The 18,124-nt window shown below is 39.7% G+C and carries 15 protein-coding genes; 10 read left to right on the forward strand and 5 right to left on the reverse strand.

The annotated features are described in order from the left end of the window. Positions 1-5 precede the first annotated feature (5 nt). Positions 6-2,636 carry a valine--tRNA ligase gene (locus L0Y31_RS06570; RefSeq protein WP_234736323.1) on the reverse strand — a complete coding sequence of 877 codons (2,631 nt, stop codon included), beginning with the start codon at positions 2,634-2,636 and terminating at the stop codon, positions 6-8. A gap of 200 nt (positions 2,637-2,836) precedes the next feature. Between L0Y31_RS06570 and L0Y31_RS06575 the strand changes: the two genes are divergently transcribed. After that, a complete protein-coding gene (locus tag L0Y31_RS06575) occupies positions 2,837-3,763 on the forward strand; it encodes a DUF72 domain-containing protein (protein ID WP_234736324.1) in 927 nt (308 codons plus the stop codon). On the opposite strand, the gene L0Y31_RS06580 is transcribed toward L0Y31_RS06575, so the two are convergent. Both L0Y31_RS06580 and L0Y31_RS06585 read right to left on the reverse strand, forming a co-directional pair. Further along, positions 3,760-4,218 (reverse strand): GNAT family N-acetyltransferase, encoded by a 459-nt coding sequence (locus tag L0Y31_RS06580; protein WP_234736325.1) that lies wholly within the window; start codon positions 4,216-4,218, stop codon positions 3,760-3,762. The two genes, L0Y31_RS06575 and L0Y31_RS06580, sit on opposite strands and share 4 nt — an antisense overlap. A 249-nt stretch (positions 4,219-4,467) precedes the next feature. Further along, positions 4,468-4,713: a hypothetical protein gene (locus L0Y31_RS06585; RefSeq protein WP_234736326.1), complete on the reverse strand. Its 246-nt coding sequence runs from the start codon at positions 4,711-4,713 to the stop codon at positions 4,468-4,470. Between the two features lie 1,302 nt (positions 4,714-6,015). On the opposite strand from L0Y31_RS06585, the gene L0Y31_RS06590 reads away from it, so the two are divergent. After that, positions 6,016-6,384, forward strand: a complete 369-nt coding sequence (locus tag L0Y31_RS06590) for a hypothetical protein (protein ID WP_234736327.1) — start codon at positions 6,016-6,018, stop codon at positions 6,382-6,384. 52 nt (positions 6,385-6,436) lie between these two features. Here L0Y31_RS06590 and L0Y31_RS06595 read toward each other — a convergent pair whose 3' ends face one another. Further along, a complete protein-coding gene (locus L0Y31_RS06595) occupies positions 6,437-6,799 on the reverse strand; it encodes a hypothetical protein (protein WP_234736328.1) in 363 nt (120 codons plus the stop codon). 181 nt (positions 6,800-6,980) lie between these two features. Continuing rightward, positions 6,981-7,850 (reverse strand): aldose 1-epimerase family protein, encoded by an 870-nt coding sequence (locus L0Y31_RS06600; RefSeq protein WP_234736329.1) that lies wholly within the window; start codon positions 7,848-7,850, stop codon positions 6,981-6,983. Between the two features lie 300 nt (positions 7,851-8,150). Between L0Y31_RS06600 and L0Y31_RS06605 the strand changes: the two genes are divergently transcribed. The 8 genes from L0Y31_RS06605 (at position 8,151) to L0Y31_RS06640 (ending at position 18,101) form a co-directional block, all read left to right on the forward strand. Next, positions 8,151-8,597 (forward strand): thioredoxin family protein, encoded by a 447-nt coding sequence (locus L0Y31_RS06605; protein ID WP_234736330.1) that lies wholly within the window; start codon positions 8,151-8,153, stop codon positions 8,595-8,597. Between the two features lie 209 nt (positions 8,598-8,806). Continuing rightward, positions 8,807-10,087 (forward strand): nucleotide sugar dehydrogenase, encoded by a 1,281-nt coding sequence (locus tag L0Y31_RS06610; protein ID WP_234736331.1) that lies wholly within the window; start codon positions 8,807-8,809, stop codon positions 10,085-10,087. 11 nt (positions 10,088-10,098) lie between these two features. Continuing rightward, complete coding sequence (locus L0Y31_RS06615; protein ID WP_234736332.1) at positions 10,099-10,908, forward strand: polysaccharide biosynthesis/export family protein; 810 nt, start codon at positions 10,099-10,101, stop codon at positions 10,906-10,908. A 32-nt stretch (positions 10,909-10,940) separates the two neighbouring features. After that, positions 10,941-13,313, forward strand: coding sequence for a GumC family protein (locus L0Y31_RS06620; RefSeq protein ID WP_234736333.1), 2,373 nt, complete (start codon positions 10,941-10,943; stop codon positions 13,311-13,313). A 39-nt stretch (positions 13,314-13,352) separates the two neighbouring features. Continuing rightward, positions 13,353-14,546, forward strand: a complete 1,194-nt coding sequence (locus L0Y31_RS06625) for a glycosyltransferase family 4 protein (protein WP_234736334.1) — start codon at positions 13,353-13,355, stop codon at positions 14,544-14,546. A 5-nt stretch (positions 14,547-14,551) separates the two neighbouring features. Next, positions 14,552-15,559 (forward strand): CgeB family protein, encoded by a 1,008-nt coding sequence (locus L0Y31_RS06630; RefSeq protein WP_234736335.1) that lies wholly within the window; start codon positions 14,552-14,554, stop codon positions 15,557-15,559. 150 nt (positions 15,560-15,709) lie between these two features. Continuing rightward, complete coding sequence (locus L0Y31_RS06635) at positions 15,710-16,750, forward strand: glycosyltransferase family 4 protein (RefSeq protein ID WP_234736336.1); 1,041 nt, start codon at positions 15,710-15,712, stop codon at positions 16,748-16,750. 73 nt (positions 16,751-16,823) lie between these two features. Further along, on the forward strand, positions 16,824-18,101 hold the full coding sequence (locus L0Y31_RS06640) for a lipopolysaccharide biosynthesis protein (RefSeq protein ID WP_234736337.1): 1,278 nt from the start codon (positions 16,824-16,826) through the stop codon (positions 18,099-18,101). The last annotated feature ends 23 nt before the right edge of the window (positions 18,102-18,124 follow it).

An 18,124-nucleotide genomic window follows, 5' to 3' on the forward strand; every position in this document is an offset into this window, starting at 1 on the left:
TCGAGTTATAAAGCCGCCAAACTTGCCTCTAGCGACTTAATTTTTGCTTCGGCGTCGGTTACTTTCTGGCGCTCTTTCTCGACGACATCTGGCTTGGCATTTTGCACAAATCGTTCGTTAGAGAGCTTTTTCTGTACCGAGAGCAGGAACCCCTGAATGTATTCCAGTTCTTTCTGGATGTTTGCGCGCTCCTGTTCCACATCGATTTCTCCGACGATGTTAACAAAAAACTCGTCGCTTTTAATCACGAACGAAACGCCGCTGGCCTTTTCAGAAACATAGCTGATTTCCGATACGGTTGCCATTTTCCGAATGAGACTTTCGAACGGCTGGAACCGTGCGGCATTTTCCGTTTTAATAGCCAATGGAAGCTCTGTTTTTGGGCTTATTTGCTTGCTATTGCGAATGTTTCGGATGCTGGTTGCAATGTCAAACAAAAGCTCAAAATCGGCTAAAAGCGAACTGTCAACTGAACCTGCCTGCGGGTAAGTAGCCAGACAAATCGTATCACCGCTCTGCCGCTCCCGGATTTCCTGCCAGATTTCTTCCGTAATAAACGGCATAAACGGATGCGCCAGGCACATCAACCGCTCAAAAAACTGGATGGTCGCTTCGTAGGTCTGCCGGTCAATGGGCTGTTCGTAACCGGGCTTAATCATCTCCAGGTACTGCGAGCAGAAATCATCCCAGATCAGTTTATAAACTGTCTGAAGCGCGTCCGACATGCGGTACTTGCTGAAATGGCTTTGTAGATCAGCCACCGTCTGGTTGAACTTAGCGTCGAACCAGCGAATGGCTAGTTCGTTATTAGCCGATGTGTTCTCCGTGATCTGCCAGCCCTTCACCAATCGGAAGGCGTTCCAGATTTTGTTACAGAAATTACGGCCCTGCTCCACCAGTTTCTCATCGAAAAGCAAATCATTTCCCGCTGGCGAGCTGAAAAGCATTCCCGTCCGAACACCGTCGGCGCCGAACTGCTCAATCAGGTCAATAGGATCGGGTGAATTACCCAACTGCTTCGACATTTTACGGCCCAGCTTATCTCGTACCATTCCAGTAAAATACACGTTGCGGAACGGTGCTTCGCCCTTAAACTCGTAACCAGCCATAATCATCCGGGCAACCCAGAAGAAAATGATGTCAAAACCGGTAACCAGGTCATTGGTTGGGTAATAGTAGTCAAGATCACCGGGACCTGCTTTTGGATTCTCGGAATCTTTGCCCGGAATGAAAACCGACATCGGCCACAACCACGACGAAAACCAGGTGTCCAATACGTCTTCGTCCTGCGTCAGATCGGCTTCGCTCAGGGCAAAAAGCTGGTATTTATCGCGGGCAATGCGCAGGGCTTCGCGTTTGTTGTGGGCAACAATGATCCGACCATCCTGCATGTAGAATGCCGGAATCTGGTGGCCCCACCAGAGCTGGCGGCTGATACACCAATCGTGCGGGGCTTCCATCCACGACCGGTACATGTTTTTGAACTTGGCCGGGTGCAACTGGATGGTGTCGTTCATGACGTTTTCCAGGGCGGGTTTGGCAATATCCGCCATTTTCAGGAACCATTGCAACGACAGTTTTGGCTCGATAACGGCGTTCGTCCGCTCGGAGTAACCCACGTTAGACTTGTATTCTTCCGTCTTAGCCAGATAGCCTTTCTCTTCCAGTTCTTTGATGATCGCCTTCCGGGCGGCAAAGCGGTCTACGCCAACTAGAATCTGGGCTTTTTCGTTCAGCGTTCCGTCGTCCGACAGAATGTCAATAACCGGCAAATTATGCTTGATGCCTAGCTCGTAGTCATTCGGATCGTGGGCGGGCGTTACTTTCAGACAGCCCGTTCCAAAATCCATGGTTACGTACTCATCCGTGATGATGGGAATAGCGCGGTTAATCAGCGGAATCAGGGCTTTTTTGCCGTGCAGGTGCTTATAACGCTCGTCGTTCGGATTGACGCAGATGGCTGAATCGGCCATGATTGTCTCGGGCCGAACCGTCGCAATGGTAACAAACTGTCCTTCTTCGCCCTGAATCGGATACTGAATGTATACCAGCTTCTGCTGGATTTCTTTCATGATTACCTCTTCGTCCGAAACGGCAGTACGGCCCTGCGGGTCCCAGTTCACCATTCGAACGCCCCGGTAGATTTTGCCTTTGTTGTATAAATCCACGAAGGTATCAATGACGGCATCAGACAGCGCTGGTTCCATCGTAAACCGTTCCCGCTCCCAGTCGCAGGAGGCACCCAGTTTTTTGAGCTGTTTCAGGATAATACCACCGTATTTATGGGTCCACTCCCAGGCGTGTTCCAGAAATTTCTCACGGCCAATGTCGCGTTTATCGATGCCTTGCTCTTTCAGCAAGTTCACCACTTTCGTTTCCGTGGCAATAGAGGCATGGTCGGTTCCTGGCACCCAGCAGGCATTTTTACCTTCCATACGAGCCTTACGGATCAGAATGTCCTGAATAGTATTATTCAGCATGTGACCCATGTGCAAAACTCCTGTCACATTCGGCGGTGGAATGACAATGGTATAGGGCTCACGATCGTCAGGTGTCGAATGGAAATAGCGGTTCTCGAGCCAATACTGATACCACTTTTCTTCAATGTCTTTCGGATTATACGTCTTTGAAATCATGCGATGTGCGTTTTCCTCCGTGGGCTTTGCGTTACTTTTAGCATTTTGGCGATCAACAAGAAATCACCGCATACCCTGAAAAGCGCCACAAAGAAGACAGAGGCTAATTAAGTACTGCAAAATTAGTCAATTCTGACGCGTGCGAAAACGAAAGGCAGGGTTTGAAAGTTTTTAAGGAGAAATACAAACCTTTACACCTTATGGAATTTGGAAAAGCTACCAATCTTGATGCCGTTGACTTTACCCTTCCGGCAGACCATCCGGCCAACCAGCGCATCTGGGACAGCCTTGAACCGAATAAAAATCCAGAAGTTTACATAGGCGGACCGATTTGGGCCAATAAACAATATGTTGGTAAAATCTATCCCAGCAATGCCAAAGAGAAGGATTTTTTGCACCATTATACCCGCCAGTTCAATACCATTGAGCTTAATCTAACGCATTACCAGATTCCGACGCCAGCAATGATCAGCCGCTGGAAGCAGGAGGCTACGGGTTCGCCAATGCGTCCGCCTTTTGTGTATTGCCCGAAATTTCCGCAGGCGATTAGTCACGAGCGCGGTTTGGTTGCTACCGAAGCCTTGACCGAAGATTTTGTAAACGCTGTGCTGGACCTGGAGGAATTTCTGGGAACGACGTTCCTGCAACTGCCGCCGACTTTTGGCCCTGACCGTTGGCCTATCCTGGAAAAATACCTGAAAAGCTTGCCGGATGATCTGAAAGTAGCCGTAGAGTTTCGGCATCAAGACTGGTTTAGCCAGCCCGAGGTGTGGCAACGCACCCTGGACCGGCTTCATGCTCTGCGGCGTGATGTTGTCATCTCGGATGTAGCGGGGCGGCGTGACGTGTTGCACATGAGCCTCAGCAGTCCAGTGTTGGTTCTGCGATTTATTGCCAATGAAGGTCATCCAAGCGACTATGAACGGACGGATGCCTGGGTGCAGCGCCTGTCTGAATGGTTTGGCAAGGGCTTGCAAACGGCTTACCTCTTTGTGCACGGTGGTGGCGAAAATGATACCGCTCCCGAACTCATTCGCTATTGGGTGCGCCGCCTCAATGCCGTTTGTGGCTTACATTTGCAGGAGCCAACCTTGCGACCCGAGGTAATACAGGGAAGCTTATTCTAGCGCGGCTGCGGAAAATCCAGCCGCCACCAAAGCATGTCTTTTTCCTGCTTGAAGAACTTAAACTTGTTTTTTTCCAGGGCTCGCCGGGAAGCCAGGTTATGGCTTTCTGTTTCGGCAATGATAGCGCGGACATCCTCCTGACCCATTGCCCACTCGATCATGGCGCCAATGGCTTCTGTCATGTAGCCCTGGCACTGGAAGTCTGGATAGGTTCCGTACCCGATTTCAATTTCGCCGTTCTCGTCCGGGGCGCCTTTGAAGCACAAATCCCCGATCATTACATTTTGTTCTTTATGCACGATGGTCCACAAAGTAGAGAAGAGGACTGTTTCGGTGGCATTCGCAACAGTGGGCAAAATTCCGTATTCAAGCGCCTCGGCCAGCGCCGGCGGTATATCTCTAGGATGAGGATCTAATTTCAACTCACGTTCCAGATCGTAACGATCGGTACGCATGTACTTCACTAGTTGCGAATAATTGAGAGGTAGAAGGAGAAGTCGTTCCGTTTGTAGCTGGATTGGAAACCGGTGGATCATTAGCGGGTCGATTACACGAAAGATACGTTAAGGTACAAACGCGTAAAAATACACCACCTTCGATTTGCCTATGCTATTTCGCCCGAAAGATTTAGAAGACTGTAAGAGTTGCTGAAGAACAAGGCCCATCCAACGGTTAAGGATAGGCACTTGACAGACGCGAATGGCTTAGTTTTTAATGGGTGTGATGATGTTGTTATCTGTTTCGATAACTAGTATTTTATCAAGAACCCAATCAGTAAGATTTAACAGAATAATGGCTACAGAAGCACTGATACTCATTCCAACCATGATGGCTACGCCCCAACCGATCGACCTGTAAAGATAAGGCTGCCACCAATCCAAATGAATGAGATAAGCAGCGGTCAATCCCCAAAAAAGCAGGAAAACACCGATGATGAATGTATTTTTCATACGTCTAGTGAGTAATTATATAGAAACTGAAATTGTCGTTCTGATAATTCGCCCCAAAATGACAAAAAACTATCTCTAAACTTTACGGTGGAATGACAGCCAGCATGACAAAGCTAAGCCTTAATTCGTGGATAAAACTAGGAGGAAATACTTAACCAGCCAAGCAACTAATTAGGTATTTTATTAAGATGCAAAGATAAATTCATATTGGTTGTCTATTAATTGTCTGGAAAATAAGCTGGTATAATATGGCGTACAGTAAAAATTAAATTATCGTACAGCTTGGGTGAAATCGCTGAGAGAAAGGTCAAAAAAGTAAGGTTTTGTACAAAGAAGCAGCGTATTAATCCAAAAGCGAAGTGAATAATAGGGAGGGCTTGAAAAACAAAACCCGGACTTAGTAAGCCGGGCTGTAAGGCTTTTTTTCTGTCCCACCATAATCTGGATAGGTGCGAACAAATTAGTAAAAAATTGTCATTTTATCGAATTAAGGCCACTTTTTTTGCTAGTCTATTTTCCTGAAAGCTGTATTTTAGGAAATATTCTACCCCATTAAGAACCGTTTACTAGTCAGCATCTTTATTTTCTGGATTGAGCTTCAAAAGCATCTCAGGTGCAAATTTTCAAATTTTACTGTCTGATAACTAATTGTTCAGTAGCAAAAGATAACTGATTGGATCAACTTGTATTTCAGGCGCGTGATACGGCCTGGCCCTTAAGACACGTGCTCGCAGCTGGATAGGAGCAAGGGCTCACCGATCCAGACGGGGCTAATGAAAACAGATGGAATGGGTGCTGGATGAGAAACAGGTGAAGGAGATTTGATCAGTCTACTTATGATTGCAGCGTCGTTGAGTTCTATAATGCTGGTATACGGAATCAGGGGAATAAAGGAGGAAACATTATTCTGAATTTTATTTTCGGTATTCCGATTATGCTTGCCCTAGTAGGATTGCTTTTCTGATTCGCCGGATCAGTAATCGGAATATACTCCATGTTTGGATTATTGAATCCGTTCCTGTCGCTTTTGGCTGGTATTCTTTTCTTTATGTCTGGTAATGGAACCCCTTTTTTTAAGAAGATTTTGTTGAATTAGGGTCTATCCGTATACGTTGTGAAAGTGCTTCTGTACAGTATGTCAAAACACTGCGCTCTAAGTCGGTTAAGACGAATTTCCGACCATGCTGGTCTTCTTCGATTCGGAAATCCGTAAGGCTTGGCGATCAAACAATAATCTAGCGTCACAGTTTTGCGAATAAGTAAAAGACTTACGCGAAAGCAGTTTGACAAGCCCTTATACTTATGAATACAAAACTCATTACGCCCCGAATGCATGGCTTAATCGACTATGCCCTAGTTGGTAGTTTGCTTACCTTTCCCACCGTGTTGAATTTCAGCCCGGACGTGAAGAAAATCTATACTGCTGAAGCACTGGCCCTTCTGGTATATGTTTCCCTAACCGACCAGCCGGCAGCCGTAAAACCGCTGATTCCTTTTCCGAGGCATGGAAAAATCGACCCTTTTAATGTAGGGCAGTTTGCGCTACAGACCTTCACAAAACCCTTTCGCAAAGATCCACGGGCACGGCTGTTTAACATTGGCTTCACTGCGCTGGCAGGTCTGACTGTTCTTCTAACGGATTGGCACGGTTCAACGCAGCGCGCACGCTGATTGATCGCACAATCGGAACCCGCGCTGAACGAGAACCTGGCCTTCACTTGAGTTACTTTCTTGGCTGGCTTTGGTAGTCGGTTAGGAGGTAATTGGTAATGGCTGCTCCTAAAAATCCTAAATGAAAGTTTAGAGCCGTCTGATCTTTCCGGATAAAAGGCGCGAAAGTGAGCAGTGATTGACTAAGAATTGAAGCCGCATCCACCTTTTTATGAGTTGGCAAAGAAATGACAGGATATATACCTGCGGGCGTATCGGTCAAAGCATTGGCTGTCAAAAAGCCTAAGCCAATGGCTCGGTACGTTTTAACGGCAGTTGGATTGATACCAAGGATTGCGGGTAGGGTCAGTTGGACACCGGCGAAGGCATAGTCGAGAATACCATGCAATTTGGCCTTAACGGGTTTATTAGTCATGAGTTGCTGGTAAAAGTGATCAATATGCAAAACAAGCTAGATAGCTATGAAAGCCAAGAAAATGAGCTACTGGCCCTATTCGTATCTTTTCGGAGAGGAGGATACAATTCAAACTAAAAAAGCACTTAACTACATCGGTTAAGTGCTTTTTTAGAGCGTGGACACGCATCAGTCAAAGGCTTTACTGAATACCAATGGTGAACCCCGCTTCAAAAAGTTCACCAGCATCTACGTGCTGAATGGCCTCTTTCTGGCTAATATCAAAAGCCATTCCCTCGGAGTCTGCACAACCTAACCAGGGTTCAATGCAAACAAAGGGAGCGCCGGGTTTAGCCCAGATTCCGAGATACGGAAAGGGCGGATAAGTAACCGTAATGCAGTGATCATGATGCCGGCTTCGGATAGTAACCCGCCGCGAATCAAGGTTTTTGAACACAAGTGCATCCTGATCGAATAAATCACGCGTTAAAGGAAGCTGATTGCCAACTGCTAAAATAGGACTGGTTTCGCCCGTGAAATAGCCCTTTGGAGACAAAAGATGTCTTTCTAGAGGCTCTTCCTTTTGAAACTCCAGCAAATAATCCTCGTAAGATTCATTTGGCGAGAAGGGAACGGCAAAAGCAGGGTGCGCGCCAACCGAAAAGTAAATGGTCTTGTTGTCTTCGTTAAGAACTCGGTAAACTACCGTAAGAACAGGGCCGTCGAGCTGGTATTCAACCTGGAAATCGAAGCGATAAGGATAAACTAACTCAGTATCGGCGTTGTTTTTAAGCGAGAAAACTGCTTTTTCCGGGGTTGATTCAATGACCGAGAACGTGGATTTCCGGGCAAAACCGTGACGCTCCATGGAGTAGGTCTGTTCGTCAATAAGAAGCTGGTCATCCAGGCAGCCACCTACAACCGGAAATAAGTTGGGAGCGTGCCAGCCCCAGATGGCTTCGTCTGCCTGCCACAAATGTTCGGTATTTGTCGGTTTGTGGAAAATAGAGGTTAATTCTGCGCCTTTTGGGCGGACAAGTACGCGTAAAAAATCGTTTTCGAGAGTTGTCATGCGTGTAGAATATCGGATAGCTAAGAAAGTCGTAAATAAGGCTAAATGTTATGAACACAAACAGATAAAAAAGCAAAAGTGCTGATTAGTAAGTTAATGTTGTAGGCGCTTTTCATTGGGGAAGGGCTTCTAAGGCACGTTAATTTTGTGGGCATGTCTCTCAAAATGCATTCTTTTTCTGCCTAAAGCGCTATTTTTGTACTAGGAGTTTTCTTTCGCTGCTCAGGAAACTAGGTAGGTTGGGAAACGAAATCGTTGCTTTTCATCGTTATAGATGTACTTAAACGAATCAAAGGATTTATGCAAAGTACCCGTTGGATGCCCCTTTTGCTGTTGCTGTTAGTGGGGTTAGTATGGAATGCTGGTGCCGAAGAGGGACCAAAACATAAGGAGGGAGCTGATGCCGGAATCGTGTTCACGGATGCGAAATGGGCAGCTATCCTGAAAAAAGCCAAAGCCGAGAATAAAATAATTTTTCTCGATGCCTACGCAAGCTGGTGCGGCCCTTGCAAGCTCTTGCAGAAGCACGTCTTTACGAAAAAGGAAGTTGGGGATTATTTCAACAAGCGGTTTATCAACGTGAAGATGGACATGGAGCAGGGGGAAGGCCCCGCCCTGGCACGCCAGTATCCACTAGAGGCCTACCCGACACTGTTCTTTATCGATGGCAATGGCCGGGTAGTCAAAAAAGTGATTGGTGCTCAATCTGCCGATGCGCTGATCGCTATTGGGAAGAGCGTTAAATAATAACTTACATACGTGAAAAATGCCCGGACAGTAATTGTCCGGGCATTTTTTTTATTTTAGTGTCGAAAACGCGGTATAATTCTTGTCATTTCTTGAACGAAATGGATATAAATTGACCGCTCAATGTCTGAATATTTGATAAAAAAGTATTACATTTCAGACTCTAAATTGCTCAAATTCTTTTAATCTCATAGTAATGTTCAGTAAGTATGCCTCTTTTTATAGCCTCTGAGAGTCTGAGAATCGGAGTAATCGGTTTAGGGTATGTGGGGCTTCCTTTGGCACTTGAGTTTGGCAAAATCTATCCAACCGTTGGTTTTGATGTTGATAAAAGCCGAGTTGAAGAGTTAATAAGCGGATATGACCGTACCCGTGAAGTTTCGCAAGAAGAATTAGTCAACAACCCACAGCTTGTTTATGCTCATGAGTCAGATGCACTGGCGGGCTGTAATGTATTTATTGTTACTGTACCGACTCCAATTGATCGTTATAAGTGCCCTGATCTGAGTTTTCTCTTAAAAGCCTCACAAAATATTGCCCAGTATTTAACGAAAGGAAGCGTTGTTGTCTATGAGTCAACCGTTTATCCTGGTTGTACGGAAGAAGAATGTGTACCGGTACTGGAAAAATACAGTGGACTTACTTACAATACTGATTTTTTCTGTGGGTATTCGCCGGAGCGCATCAATCCGGGCGACAAAGAGCGCACACTTACGAAAATTTTGAAAATTACGTCGGGTTCTACGCCCGAAGCAGCCGATTTTGTAGACCAGCTCTACCGCTCTATTATACAGGCGGGTACTTACCGGGCGGCATCACTCAAAGTTGCTGAAGCAGCTAAAGCCATCGAAAACGCGCAGCGCGACGTAAATATATCATTCGTAAATGAGCTGGCTTTGATTTTCGATCGGATGGGGATCGATACGCTGGATGTACTTGAGGCAGCAGGAACCAAATGGAATTTTCTCAATTTTAAGCCAGGACTGGTAGGTGGGCATTGCATCAGCGTAGATCCTTACTACCTCGCGTATAAGGCTCAGAGTTTAGGCTATCATCCGCAGGTAATTTTATCAGGAAGGCGTGTCAACGACGATATGCCCTACTTCGTTGCCAATAAACTAGTAAAAGGAATGATTCATCACGCAATACCTATTGCGGGGAGCAACGTCCTAATACTAGGCTTTACATTCAAAGAGAATTGCCCAGACATTCGAAATACGAAAGTTGCAGATATTTACTTCGAATTAAAGGACTTTGGCATTAATGTAGATGTGTATGATCCGTGGGCCGTTAAGGACGAGGTCATGCATGAATACGGCATTTCGCTCTGTGACCAGCTAAGCAAAAATTCATATGACGCGATACTAGTAACTGTTTCGCATCAGGAATTTAAGCAGATGAATATTTTAGAATTAAAAAAAGACAGTCATTCTGTTGTGTATGACCTAAAAGCTGTCTTGGATCGAAGCATCGTGACTTTACGAGTTTAATAAAATACCCAATGAAGTCTATTTATACGAACTTTTGGAAGACTCTATTTTTAGCTCTATTTTTTAGTCACTTCATCTATAGTTTAAGTTTCGCGCAGGATAAGAAAGGCAAAAAAAGTAAAGATTTAGTAACTTACTTTCAGATACTTGAGGCGAGAGACAGTGTACAGTCGTCCGTCAACGTTCCGGTCTTCCGGCTCCAGCCAGGAACGGAGATTAGCATTACGGTATCAAGCTTAAACAAAGAAGCCGATCTAGTTTTCAATCCTGTATTGGCGGTAAGAAGTAGCCGCGAAGAAGTAACCCAGATTCCGGGCTACGTACTGGATACAGAAGGGCAAATTGATTTTCCGATGTTGGGAAAAGTAAAGCTGATGAATATGACCACGCAGGAGGCTTCCGAATTGATTAAAGAACCCTTAAGAAAGCACTTGAGTGATCCTTTTGTGACTGTACGAGTATTAAACTTTCAGGTTTCTGTTTTGGGCGAAGTAAATAAGCCAACTGTATTAAATATTCATCGAAGCCGTTTGACGGTGCCCGAAGCCATCAGCATGGCTGGCGATTTAACAATCTATGGCAAGCGCGAATCGGTATTGGTTATCCGTGAAGCTGACGGGAAGCGGGAATTTGGACGTATAGACCTGCACGATCGCAGTTTGTTTAGCTCGCCATATTATTATTTAAAGCCCAATGACGTGATTTATGTCGAGCCGCAGAAATCCAAGAAGTTACTGGCTGGAAAACTATTTCCTTGGCTACCAACTATTTTGAGTGGTCTCTCGCTGATTGGTATTGTAACAGCCAATGTTTTGCGATAATATACTTCACCAATTTATAATAAGTTGAACTAATGAGTTCTGCCAATTCAAAGACATCTGATTTTGGAAACGAAGCGGTTAAGGAATACTATAAATTTCTATTAATCCGCTATTATAAGAATTGGTATTGGTTTGCTATATCATTAGCAGTCTGTACTGCAGTTGCCTACCTATATCTACGCTATACCCAGCCTACATATAGTGTTCAGTCTAGCGTTTTAATAAAAGACGAACAGGCAGGTTCAGCAAAAGAAAATATACTACAGGAGTTGGATATGTTTTCTCCAAAAAAGGTGGTAGAAAACGAAATGGAAATTTTAAAGTCTCGGGCACTAACAGAAAAGGTGGTTGATGAATTAGGATTCGACGTAAGCTATATGGTTGAAGGACGCCTGCGGGATCAAGAGATTTTTATTGATAATGCCTTGCGGATTTACGTAGTAAAAGCTAATGACATAGCTTTTCAAAAGCCTTTCGAGATTTTGATCAATAAAAACCAGGTCGTACTTGAAGGTGTCAGCTACCCATATGGTAAAGTAGTAAAAACTCCCTATGGCTTATTACAATTCCAAAAGCGGTCTGCAAATATTGCCCATCCAAATATTACGGTTAAAATTAATCATAAAGATGATGTTGTTAATGATTTAGTAACCAGTCTGAAAATTTCGCAGCCGCGTCGTTTCTCATCTATTCTAGTCTTAACTCAGGAAACAACTTTGCCCGAAAAGGGGGTTGCCTATCTTAATCGGCTCGTTCATTTTTATGATTTAGCATCCTTAGAAGATAAGAATAAAGTAGCTTCAAATACATTGCGATTTGTTGATGATCGCTTGAAAATTATTGCTAAAGAATTAACCAATGTTGAGCAAAACATAGAAACTTACAAAACTTCATCGGGTATTGTAGATCTAAGTGCGGAATCAACAGTATTTCTTGAAAAGGTAAAAGATAGCGACACTCAATTAAATCAGGTTGCAATTCAGCTTGGTGCTCTACAGGAATTAGAGAAGTATGTGCAAAGTAAGCCTACCAAAGGAAGTATAGTTCCTGCTACGATTGGGTTAGAAGATCCTACTTTATTAGGCCTGATTAAACAAGCCGTTGAATTAGAGTTACAAAGGGAAAAGATAATTAAAACTTTGCCTGAGACAAGTTCGGCTGTTGAAACAATTGATAACCAATTACGAATTACTAAAGCAAATATCTCAGACAATGCAACTTCGTTAAAAAAGGCATTATTAAATGCGCAGCGTAAGTTTCAATCGTCGAATGCGAAATTAGAAGCTTTTATTAGATCTGTTCCGACAAAAGAAAGAAAATTGCTTGATATTTCACGTCAACAAAGCATAAAGGGCGGGTTATATACATATTTATTGCAAAAACGGGAAGAGACTGCTTTGTCTTATGCTTCAACAGTGTCAGATTTAAGAGTAGTTGATCCACCAAAAGCTAATTCAACACCAGTTAGACCAATTCGTCGACTTGTATTTTTTATTACGCTTACTTTAGGCCTTCTAATTCCTACGTTTTTCATCTGGTTAACTGATTTCTTTAATAGTAAAATCGCCCGGAAAGGACAGATAGAAGAGATTACTAAGGTTCCAATTATTGGGGAAGTAGTGCAAGCTAATGTAAGCTCACCGCTCGAAGTAAGTGCAACGAGTCGTTCTGTACTTTCAGAACAAATTCGTGCTCTACGAACTAACATTCAATTTCTTAATACTGATAATGAAAGTAGTCAAACTATATTAGTAACATCTAGTATTAGTGGTGAAGGGAAATCGTTTATTTCTCTTAATCTAGCAGCTAGTTTAGCTATTACTGATCGAAAAGTAATTTTGTTAGAGTTAGACTTGCGAAAACCAAAATTGCATAAGTATTTGAATATTTCTACGGCTAAAGGCGTTTCTAATTATCTAGCAAACCAAGCGACGTTAGACGAAATTGTACTTCCTGTTGAAGGATATCCCAATTTATATTTTATTCCTTGTGGACCTACGCCGCCTAACCCCTCTGAATTATTCAGTACAGAAAGGATGAAACGATTGTTCAATGACTTGAAAGAAAGTTTTGACTTTATTATAGCTGATACTCCTCCTATAGGTTTAGTAAGTGATGCTTTAATACTAGCTAAATACTCTAATATGACGTTGTATATCATACGACATATGTATACGCAAAAGGCTTATCTTAAAAACATTGCTACTCATTATTCGGAAAAGCGTTTTAATAATATGGGATTATTAATAAATGGAATTATTCCGAAAAAAGATTACGAATATAATTATGGCTATGGTGGAGACTATGGCTACGGGTATTCTTATACGAGTGAATATGGATATTCAGAGGATAAAGTAACCAAGAGTAAAAAACCTTGGTATACTAAAATAACAAATTTATGGTGAGGAAATAGAATAAGGAGGAATAACTTATTTTACTATATTATGAAGGAACCTGCGCCTATCAATGTTATTATTATTAATAGTCATCCAATTCAATACTTTGCCCCTTTATATCAGTATATAGCAAAAGATAGCTTTATTAAATTAAACGTTTATTACTGCTCTAATTATGGTTTGAATGCTGAGCTGGATAAATTATTTGGAGTAAATGTAAAATGGGACTTATCGCTATTAGATGGATATTCTTATAAAATTTTAAAAAATAATTCTACCAATCCATCAATATATTCCTTCTGGGGCTTATTGAATTTAGAAATTATCTATCAGTTATGGAAAGCGCCAAAAAGTGTTATATGGATTCACGGATGGGCACATGCAACAAATTGGTTAGCTATTTTTTTTTCGAAAGTATTTGGCCATACGGTATGTTTACGAGGCGAAAGTCCATTATGCCATGAATGGTCTAAAAGTAAACTCTCAAGATTAAGAAGAAAATTGATATTTAAGAGTGTTCTTTTTCCACTAGTTGATCGTTTTTTTTATATTGGTAAGCAAAATAAGGCCTTCTACGAATATTTTGGAGTCAAAGATCAAAAGCTTATTTGGATGCCTTATGCAGTAAATAATGATTTTTTTAGAGAGCAGTACCTAATCAATTATCCTAAAAGAGACGAAATTCGTAGAAGGCTTGGTATTAATCTAAATGATCGAGTTATCCTTTATTCAGGAAAATATACTAATAAAAAACGGCCAATAGATTTATTAAAAGCCTATCATTTGATAAAGCCTTCCAATGTTAGCTTGATATTTATGGGGGAAGGAGATATGCGAAAAGAGTTAGAAAGCTATATTAAAGAAAACCAATTGCAAAATGTTTATCTAACAGGTTTTATTAATCAGTCGGAAATTGCAAATTTTTATTCTATTGCAAATGTTTATGTAATGTGCTCAGGAGTTGGAGAAACTTGGGGTCTGTCTACTAATGAGGCAATGAATTTTAAACTTCCTATTGTATTATCTGATCAAGTTGGCTGCGCAGAAGATCTTTTAGAAGAAGGTCATAATGGTTTTTTATACCAAGCAGGAGATGTCGTTCAATTGAGCTTAATCTTGGAAAAATTATTATCAAAAAATACAGAAGAAATATCTGAAATGGGAGATAAATCTTCTAAAAAAGTAGGTATATATAGTTATGGGACTATCCTCTCTGTAATTAAAGATACCTTCTTAAAATAAGAGTTATGAAAGTATTATTAGTAGGTTATAGCGCTAATTACTCACTTGAGGCCTCGTATTATAGAGCTTTCACAAAGATTGGTGTAATAACAGAATATTTTAATATTTATAATCATTTACAACCTTACATAAAATTTGGAAAAGTAGGTTCATTATTTAATCAATTTATACCTGTAGATATTTGGCAACGAAAAGTTAACCGTGAGTTAGCCCTTTATATTAAAGAGACAAAACCAGATTTAGTTTTAGTTTTCTGCAATGCACCTGTTTTATATAGTACACTTGCATTTGTCAAATCAGTATGTCAAACTAAGTTTATTTTAATATGGCCGGATCCATTGACTAACTTACAAGCCCATGTTCATCAGTCAGCACAACTTTACGATGGAGTTGCAACATATAGTAAAAATTCAGTGCCTATTTTTGAAAAATTAGGTTTTTTGAATGTGAACTGGCTACCACTTGCTGCGGACCCAGAGCTACATAATATATCATCTATACCTCAAAAAAAAGTAAACGATTTAATATTTATTGGTGCATTAAGGCCTGAGCGAGAAGAAACGTTAGCTTATATTGGGAATAACTTCCCCAATATAAAGATGATAATATTGGGAAGCGACTGGCACAGAAATAAGAGCGATGTATTAAAAAAAAGTATTCAAAAAAGGCAAGTTGTAGGTAAAGAATACTCGCTAATGCTTAATCAAAGCAAAATAAATCTAAACATTATTGATAATACTTGCTTTCCAGCTGCTAATATGCGGTTTTTTGAAATACCAATTTCGAGTGGATTGCAACTAGCAAGCGTTTGTCCTGAATTTGATGATGAGTTTCAAGACGAACTGTCGGTTTTATACTACAACAATAAAGAAAATCTGTTGAGTCGAATTGAATGGATTCTAACAAATTCTTCTACAGCCAATAATATTATTAGGGAAAGTTATCAGTTAGTAAAAAATAAGCATACCTATCTTGAAAGAGTAAATAAATTGGTGTCAATTTGGGCATCTTAATGCAAAAAAATTACTAAGTAGACTCAACATATAATGGTTATAGTTTCTTGTTCAGGTAAGTTCCACGCCTTTAATCTAGCCGAACAGTTAGAAAGGAGAGCTATTTTAACAAAACTATATACCTTATATGCACATCAGAAGAATACTCTGATGAAACGTTTTGTCTCTCGTATTGATAAAGAAATAATTTGCCCTAAAAATATATCAACAAATATTCATTTAGCTATTATAGCACGATTAAACTTAAAATCTCATTATGAGCTTAATGAAGAATTTGACAAATGGGCTGCAAAAAGTATAAAGCAGAATCCTGACTTATATAAAATAATTATTGGTTGGAGTGGAATGTCGCTAAATACAATACGTCAAGCAAAACTAGATAATAAAATAACAATAATAGAACGAGGATCTAGTCACATAAGATATCAAAATGAAATACTAATTGACGAATATAAACGCTATGGACTCAATTTCAGTATTGATGCAAAAACAATAGATAAAGAGGAAGCAGAGTATTCTGAAGCAGATTTTATTACTATTCCCTCGCAATTTGTAAAGCAAACATTTTTAGAGAATTCAATACCAGAAGCAAAGTTAATTCATATTCCATATGGGGTTAGTTTGTATTTTAACAAAGAAAATTTGGATATCAAAAATAATAAAAGATTCAAAATACTTTATTTGGGCACTCTTAGTATAAGAAAAGGATTAGTATATCTATTTGAAGCTATTAAACTTTTAACGCTAAAAGAAACAGAATATGAAGTTTGGTTTATTGGAAATGTTTCCAAAGAAATTGAGCCTTTCTTAGAAAAAAATATTAAAAACAATTGGAAAATATTTGGTCATGTTAATCACTATAAATTAGCTGACTATATAGTGCAATGTGATATAGGTATACAGCCGTCAATAGAAGAAGGCTTATCTATGGTTATTCCGCAAATGCTTGGCTGTGGAGTTCCAGTTATTGCGACCTATAATACGGGTGCTGGAGATTTTATTAAAAATGGTGTTAATGGATATATTATTCCAATTAGATCTTCAAGAGCAATATCCGATCATATTACTTTGCTATACGAAAATAAAATACTTTTAAATGAATTAAAGCAACATGCTTCACTTTTACAAAAAGAATATAGTTGGGATGACTATGGAACAAGTTATGGCTCAATATTAAACAGTCTACTCTAATATATTAAATATTCATAAACTTTTTTGTGTAAAATTATGGTGAAGTTTAATATTATAATGTATTACGTTCAAAATGGGTTTTAAAAATAAAGTTATTAGTAAGTTAAATTTATTAAGTGACTGGAAGAATATAAGTTTTTTAGGTAGTGGACATATCTTAAGTGCACTTTTAACATTACTGTATGGAAAACTCATTTCTATATATATATTACCAAATGATCTAGGTGTATATAATCTTGAATTAACTGGTATGTTACTCTTTTATAGCGTCGTTATAAATCCAATTATACAAAGCTATATGAAGGAGTTGCAAGTTGCCAATCAGGACAAAGTAGTACATTATTATAGTACATTCTTGCTAAAAATATATTTGTTTATTTTAATAGCATCTCTAATATACTCTTTTTGTTTTAATCATAGGCTTTATGTGGTATTGATTGTTCTTAGTGGTATAAGCCAAAGCTCTTTTATGTTCTTAAACTCATATCTAAATTTGTCTTTTAAATATAAAAGTATTGCTTTTATTCAAGCCATAAATCCCTTTATCAATTTAGTTATATTAAATGTTTTAATTGTTTTTTTTGCTGCAAACTCAGTTTTACTGTGGACTAATTATATATTTCTTTATTTTATTTTAACATTATTAGTTCTATTTCGTTTATATAAATTAAAATTACTTGGCGATATTAATTTAGGTAAAGTAAGTAAGATAGATAAAATAATTATGTTTAAAAGCCTTTACAAGTATGTAAGGCCATTACTGGTTTACACAATTTTTGGATGGATAGTTAACTATGCGGATAGATATATAATTGACTATTATTTAAATAAGACAGAAGTAGGATACTATGCTACTGGTTATGGGCTAGGGGCTAAAATAGCCATTGTTGCTGCGCCTTTTAATCAATATTTGATGCCTATCGTTTATAAATATAGAAAAGATAAAGTATTATCCAGTAAGGTAAACGTAATTATATATAAGTACATGTTATTGTTTTTTGTTCTTTCATTACCATTATGTATATTTCTATTTATATTCTATAACCAAATTGGTATTTTACTACTATCTCAACTGTATAATAAATCTTTTTATATTATTCCTGTAATTGCTTTAGCCTATGTCTTTTCACATACATGTCAATTTATGGAAGTTAAGTTTTATTCTTATGGTGCTACTAAATATATTTTTTATGGAATGCTTTTTAACTTTTTAATAAACTTACCATTTAATATAATGTTAGTACCATCCTTTGGTATGATAGGAGCTGCTTATGCTACCTTAGCAGGTTATTTTGTTCAATTTTGCGTGATTTTATATCTGTTTAATTTTAAATATATTGAAATTAGATAATTTAAATTCTATAACCGACAATT

The sequence above is a fragment of the Tellurirhabdus bombi genome, assembly GCF_021484805.1.
In the GTDB taxonomy this organism is placed as follows: domain Bacteria; phylum Bacteroidota; class Bacteroidia; order Cytophagales; family Spirosomataceae; genus Tellurirhabdus; species Tellurirhabdus bombi.

Bases quoted from the DNA above. Each gene is read 5' to 3' on its own strand.
- L0Y31_RS06570 (WP_234736323.1), bottom strand. From the start codon at position 2,636: ATGATTTCAAAGACGTATAATCCGAAAGACATTGAAGAAAAGTGGTAT.
- L0Y31_RS06575 (WP_234736324.1), top strand. From the start codon at position 2,837: ATGGAATTTGGAAAAGCTACCAATCTTGATGCCGTTGACTTTACCCTT.
- L0Y31_RS06580 (WP_234736325.1), bottom strand. From the start codon at position 4,218: ATGCGTACCGATCGTTACGATCTGGAACGTGAGTTGAAATTAGATCCT.
- L0Y31_RS06585 (WP_234736326.1), bottom strand. From the start codon at position 4,713: ATGAAAAATACATTCATCATCGGTGTTTTCCTGCTTTTTTGGGGATTG.
- L0Y31_RS06590 (WP_234736327.1), top strand. From the start codon at position 6,016: ATGAATACAAAACTCATTACGCCCCGAATGCATGGCTTAATCGACTAT.
- L0Y31_RS06595 (WP_234736328.1), bottom strand. From the start codon at position 6,799: ATGACTAATAAACCCGTTAAGGCCAAATTGCATGGTATTCTCGACTAT.
- L0Y31_RS06600 (WP_234736329.1), bottom strand. From the start codon at position 7,850: ATGACAACTCTCGAAAACGATTTTTTACGCGTACTTGTCCGCCCAAAA.
- L0Y31_RS06605 (WP_234736330.1), top strand. From the start codon at position 8,151: ATGCAAAGTACCCGTTGGATGCCCCTTTTGCTGTTGCTGTTAGTGGGG.
- L0Y31_RS06610 (WP_234736331.1), top strand. From the start codon at position 8,807: ATGCCTCTTTTTATAGCCTCTGAGAGTCTGAGAATCGGAGTAATCGGT.
- L0Y31_RS06615 (WP_234736332.1), top strand. From the start codon at position 10,099: ATGAAGTCTATTTATACGAACTTTTGGAAGACTCTATTTTTAGCTCTA.
- L0Y31_RS06620 (WP_234736333.1), top strand. From the start codon at position 10,941: ATGAGTTCTGCCAATTCAAAGACATCTGATTTTGGAAACGAAGCGGTT.
- L0Y31_RS06625 (WP_234736334.1), top strand. From the start codon at position 13,353: ATGAAGGAACCTGCGCCTATCAATGTTATTATTATTAATAGTCATCCA.
- L0Y31_RS06630 (WP_234736335.1), top strand. From the start codon at position 14,552: ATGAAAGTATTATTAGTAGGTTATAGCGCTAATTACTCACTTGAGGCC.
- L0Y31_RS06635 (WP_234736336.1), top strand. From the start codon at position 15,710: ATGAAACGTTTTGTCTCTCGTATTGATAAAGAAATAATTTGCCCTAAA.
- L0Y31_RS06640 (WP_234736337.1), top strand. From the start codon at position 16,824: ATGGGTTTTAAAAATAAAGTTATTAGTAAGTTAAATTTATTAAGTGAC.